This is a genomic window from uncultured Thiodictyon sp. (assembly GCF_903828115.1).
In the GTDB taxonomy this organism is placed as follows: domain Bacteria; phylum Pseudomonadota; class Gammaproteobacteria; order Chromatiales; family Chromatiaceae; genus Thiodictyon.
Genome location: NZ_CAIKKU010000164.1, coordinates 1 through 5,222 on the forward strand (window position 1 = coordinate 1; position 5,222 = coordinate 5,222).

Annotated in this window: 4 protein-coding genes; 1 reads left to right on the forward strand and 3 read right to left on the reverse strand. The window is 68.2% G+C overall.

Annotated features, from left to right (window positions below; all coding sequences use genetic code 11):
- Nucleotides 1–170 precede the first annotated feature (170 nt).
- On the forward strand, nt 171–1,460 hold the full coding sequence (locus QZY48_RS05965) for an HlyC/CorC family transporter (RefSeq protein WP_295428988.1): 1,290 nt from the start codon (nt 171–173) through the stop codon (nt 1,458–1,460).
- Between the two features lie 60 nt (nt 1,461–1,520).
- Here the strand turns inward: QZY48_RS05965 and QZY48_RS05970 are convergent, their stop codons facing one another.
- From QZY48_RS05970 to QZY48_RS05980, 3 genes are all read right to left on the reverse strand, one after another.
- Complete coding sequence (locus QZY48_RS05970; RefSeq protein WP_295428990.1) at nt 1,521–2,387, reverse strand: phosphatase PAP2 family protein; 867 nt, start codon at nt 2,385–2,387, stop codon at nt 1,521–1,523.
- Entirely contained in the window at nt 2,380–3,960 is a 1,581-nt protein-coding gene (locus QZY48_RS05975) for a glycosyltransferase family 39 protein (RefSeq protein ID WP_295428994.1), read from the reverse strand. Before QZY48_RS05975 ends, QZY48_RS05970 begins: the two co-directional genes overlap by 8 nt.
- Nucleotides 3,961–4,042: 82 nt before the next feature.
- Nucleotides 4,043–5,059, reverse strand: a complete 1,017-nt coding sequence (locus QZY48_RS05980) for a glycosyltransferase family 2 protein (protein ID WP_295428992.1) — start codon at nt 5,057–5,059, stop codon at nt 4,043–4,045.
- Nucleotides 5,060–5,222: the final 163 nt, after the last annotated feature.

The window sequence follows — 5,222 nt, forward strand, 5'->3', positions numbered from 1 at the left end:
ACAACGACAACGACAACGACAACGACAACGACAACGACAACGACAACGACAACGACAACGACAACGACAACGACAACGACAACGACAACGACAACATTGGCGCTAAGAGCATTCCCTGATCGGGGTGATCGCCTTGCCATTCGCGCTAACCCAAAGGGCACCAGCCGACCGTGAACGACATCCCCCTGACCGGACTCCTGGTCGCCCTCGTGGCCCTGCTCCTGTGCTCCGCCTTCTTCTCGGGGACCGAGACGGCGCTCTTCACCCTGAACCGCTACCGCCTGCGCCACCGTGCCGAGCAGGGTCATCGGGGTGCCCGCCTGGCCCGGGTCCTGCTGGAGCGCCCGGACCGCCTGATCGGCCTGATCCTGCTCGGCAACACCTTCGCCAATATCATGGCCTCCTCGGTCGCCACCGTGATCGCCCTGCACCTGGGCGGCGAGGCGCTCATCGGCCTCACCGCCGGGCTCTTGACCTTCCTCGTGCTGATCTTCGCCGAGGTGGCACCCAAGACGCTCGCCACCCTCAATCCGGAGCGCCTGGCCTATCCGGCCGCCTATGTCTATACACCGCTGCTGAAGGTCCTCTATCCCCTGGTGTGGTTGGTGAACTTCTTCGCCAACGGGCTGCTGTGGCTGATTGGGGTGCGCTCCGGACCGGGGCCCGGCACGGCACTCAGCCGGGAGGAACTGCGCACCGTGGTGAGCGAGTCCAGCGCCCTGATCCCGGAGCAAAGCCGCTCCATGCTGCTCGCCATCCTGGATCTTGAGCGTGCCACGGTGGAGGACATCATGATCCCCCGCAACGAGGTGGAGGGCATCGACATCCAGGACGACGCCGACGAGATCATCGCGGCCATCCGCAACGCCGGCTATACCCGCCTGCCACTGTTCGACGGCGGTATCGACAACGTGATCGGCGTCTTCCACTCCCGCAACGCCCTGCACGCCATGCTCGACCAGGGGCTCGGCAAGGAGCACCTGCGGGCCATCGCCCAGGCGCCCTATTTCGTCCCCGAGGGCACCCCGCTCTACCAGCAACTGCTCAATTTCCAGCGCGAGAAGCAGCGCATCGCCCTGGTGGTCGATGAGTACGGCGACTTCATGGGCCTGATCACCCTGGTGGACCTGTTGGAGGAGATCGTCGGGGAGTTCACCACGGACCCCTCCGACAGCATCGCCGAGATCCACCGGGGCGAGGATGGGAGCCTGCTCGTGGATTGCGGCATCGGGGTACGCGACCTCAACCGGGCGCTGCGCTGGGACCTGCCGACGGATGGACCCAAGACCCTCAACGGCCTGGTGTTGGAGTATCTGGAGACCATCCCCGAGCCCGGCACCAGCCTGATGCTGCACGGCCACCCGATGGAGATCATCCAGACCACCGAGAACACGGTGAAGACCGTCAAGCTGCCGCCGCGCCAGGGGCGCAAGGCCCGCCGGCCGGAGCGGCGTGGATAGCCAGGAAAGGGCCTCATGGCGAGATGAGGTAGGGCCTCGCTAACGATTGCGCGGTCGCGTTCAGTCCGCGCCCTGGCGACGCACCAGCGGCATGACGACATAGCCCGCGAGGGCATAGGCGAGCGCGGCGCCGCCCAAGGCCTGGAGCAGGGGCCGCGCCAGGGGGTAATCGCCCCCGCCCGGGAGCAGCGCGATGGCGCTGAGCGCACAGATGGCGACCAGGGTCAGATGGACCCGTGGCCTGGTGGCCAGCGCACCCCAGCGCGCCGCCAGGCGGGCGCCGATCCAGGCCGCCAGCACCCCGCCCGCGAGCCCGAAGGCCACATCCACCGGCCAGTGTACCCCCACCGCCACCCGGCTCAGGCCCACCAAGGTGGCCAACAGGACCCACAGCACCCGGGTCTCGCTCCAGCGGGCGTAATAGACGAGCACGCCGCAGAAGGCCCCGGCCGCCACGCTGTGTCCCGAGGGGAAACTCGCCCGCCGCAGCGCGGGGCCGATCAGGTTGAAATCCGCAAGCGCCAGGACGGCGGGCGGACGGGCCGCGTCGAACAGTGGCTTCAGGCCGCGGCTGTAGGCGCTGGCCAGGATCGCGGCCAGCATCAGGGCCAACAGGACCCGCGGGTAGCGGCGGGCGAGGAAGAGCCCGAGCGCGAAGGGCGCCGCGTCCCCGCCGACGGCGGTGAGCCATTGCAGGACCCAGGCCGGGTAGCTGTCGGCCGCGGCGTTCAGCCCAGAGAAACCGGCGTGATAGCCGCCGGCGAGCCATAGCGTCAGGCCGACGGTCAGGCAGGCCAGGGCCCAGGCGGCGAGCCAGCCCCCCCCGCCGGGTGGGTCGAGGGGGGTGCGTGCCGCCCCGACGGCCAGCGCCCGCTGCAGATCAGACCCTAGCTCGCGGCGCCAAGTTGCGATCAGGCCCTCAGTCACCGCGGCGGCCGCCCGCTTTGGCCGCGCCGGTCGGGCGGACCTGTTCCCGCACCACCATCAGGGCAACCGGACCGCGGCGATAGACCAGATCGAGCCGCAGGTCCGGGACCGCGCGGGCGAGCTGGTCCAGCTTGTCCACGCGCAGAAAGACCAGCTCCCCGGGCCGCGGCGGGCGGTTGGGCGTGATGGCGCCGCGGTAGACGCTGAAGCTCGGCATGGAGGTATTGAAGACCACCGTAGGCAGGTCGAGCCGACGCGCCGTCAGGGCCGCCTCCTTGACCGGGGCCTGCAAGACCGCCAGTGCCCGCGGTGCCAGGACCCCGAAGACCAGCAGGCCCTGGACCACGCCGGCCAGGATCAGGCGCTGCCACAGCGGCGGGTGGGACCACAGAAAGAGCCCGAGCAGGGCCGCGCCCCCGGCCCAGACCGCGTAGAAATAGGTCGGGTCCAAAAGGGCCAGGGCGTCGTTGTAGATCGCCACCTCGTGCGCCTTGCTGCTCAGCTCCCGCGCCGTCTCCAGCCCCCGGGTCATCGCCAGCAAGGCTCCGACCAGCAGCACGGGCGGGATGAAGGCCAGCCAGCGCCCGGTGAGCAGGTCGCGATGGCGCGCCATGAGGATGAAGAGCGGGGTGCAGCCATAGAGCAGGTAGTGCGGCAGCTTGGTGCCCGAGAATGAGAAGAAGACAAAGACCACGAGGAACCAGATCCACAGGAAGCGGTCCAGGGGGTCGGCCCAGGCGGCGCGCCAGGCCGGCAGCAGGCTCAGGAACCAACCGGTGAAGGGCAACAGGATCAGGGGCAGCATCACGAAGTAATAGCCGAAGAAGCCGCCGTGCCCATGGATCGCCTCGCCGTAGCGCGCGGCGTTGTGCTTCAGGAAAAAGCTCGCGAAGAACCCGGGGCCGTCGTCCAGATAGATGGCGAGATACCAGGGTCCGGCCACCAGGAGGAAGATCAGCCAGCCGAGCGGTGACAGGACCGCGCGCAGCCAGTGCCGCAGCGCCCCCTCGGACCAGAAAAAGAGCAGACTCGCCACCAGCGGAAAGAAGGCCGCCACCGGCCCCTTGGTGAGAAAGCCCAGCCCTATCCACAGCCACAGGCGCAGCACCGGGGCGGCGCGGCGTCCCGCGTCCGGCCGGAGATAGAAGCGGTAGATCTCGAAGAAGGCCAGCGCGATAAACAGGTTCAGCAGCGAATCCGCGGTCGCCGCCTTGGCGATCAGTGACACCTGGAGCGACAGGGCCATGACCATCCCGGCCACATTGGCGGTGAGCGCATCCAAGCGCTCGCGCACGAAGAGCCAGAGCGCCAGCACCCACAGTGAGGCCGCCAGGGCGGAGGGCAGCCGCAGCGCCAACTCGTTGAATCCGAGCACCTGGGTCGATGCCGCCTGGGCCCAATAGGTGAGTATCGGCTTGTCGTAGCGCGGCTCGCCGTCCCGGTGCGGGGTGATGTAGTTGCCGCTGGCGACCATTTCGCGGGTCGCCTCCGTGAAGGCCCCCTCGTCCAGGTCCATGAGCGGCAGGGACCAGAGTTGCCAGAAGAAGGCGAAGACGACGATCGCCGCCAGCATCCAGGGGGAGGCGAAGGCGGCGTTGAGATGGTCGTTAAGGGGCTTATAACTGTTCACTGAAATCTCTGTTTTAGTAGCGGCTTCATGGGTGTGTCTTCCAGCCCGCGGCGGCGGGGTCGGTTTGGCTGCGGATGCGGTGGTGGCCCAGGTCGCTGGAGGCGTAAAAGGTGCGGATCATCAGCTCGGCCAGCACCCCGGTGGTGAGAAACTGGACCGCGGCGACCAGGAACAGGATCGAGATGAACAGCAGGGGCCGCTGGCCGATGTTCTCACCCTGTCCGAACTTGACCACCAGCAGCCAGGCCATCATGGCCCCCCCGATGGTCCCGAAGAGGATCCCGATCGACCCGAAGAAGTGCCCCGGGCGGGAGCCGAAGCGCAGGAAGAAGAAGGCCGAGAGGAGGTCCAGGATCACCCGGAAGGTGCGCGAGATCCCATACTTGGAGGTGCCGAAGCGGCGCGCCTGGTGGCTGACCTCGGTTTCCCCGATGCGCGAGGGCGCCGTCACCCCGGCCATCCACACCGGGATGAAGCGGTGCATCTCACCGAGCAGGGTCAACTCCCGCACCACCTCCGCCCGATAGACCTTGAGGCTGCACCCATAGTCGTGCAGGGCTACCCCCGTCACCCGCCCGATCAGTGCATTGGCGATGCGCGAGGGGACCTTGCGCAGCACCAGCGCGTCCTGGCGGTGGCGCCGCCACCCCTGGAGCAGGTCCAGGTCGCGCGCCAGCAACTCCTCGACCAGGCGCGGGATATCCGCCGGGTCGTTCTGCAGGTCCCCGTCGAGTGTGGCGATCAGGACCCCGCGCGCCGCCTCGAAGCCCGCCTGCATGGCCGCCGTCTGGCCGAAGTTGCGGCGCAGCCGGATGACGCGCACATGGGGCCCATGGCGCGCCGCCTCCTGCATCAGGCGCGCCCCGGTGCCGTCGCGGCTGCCGTCGTCCACACAGATCAGCTCCCAGTCCCCCCCATAGTCCGCCAGCCCCTGATGGACGCGCGCCAGCAGGGGGGCGACGTTGTCCACCTCGTCAAACAGTGGGATCACGACCGACAGGGCCGGGCGGGCGGCCGGTTCGGGGGTCTCGGGGCTGGTCATAGGGCGGGTCCGTGCAGGGCGGGTCTGAGTCGGGCGGAGGAACGCTAAACGCCCCACCGGAAAAGATCAACACCTACCGCACCCGCGGGTGCGATCAGAACTGATGTGGTCACCGAGATCCCGGGTACGTTGTCGTTGTCGTTGTCGTTGTCGTTGTCGTAAT

Excerpts from the sequence above, each read along its gene's own strand:
- QZY48_RS05975 (WP_295428994.1), bottom strand. The coding sequence starts at position 3,960 with ATGCTGGCGGCGATCGTCGTCTTCGCCTTCTTCTGGCAACTCTGGTCC.
- QZY48_RS05980 (WP_295428992.1), bottom strand. The coding sequence starts at position 5,059 with ATGACCAGCCCCGAGACCCCCGAACCGGCCGCCCGCCCGGCCCTGTCG.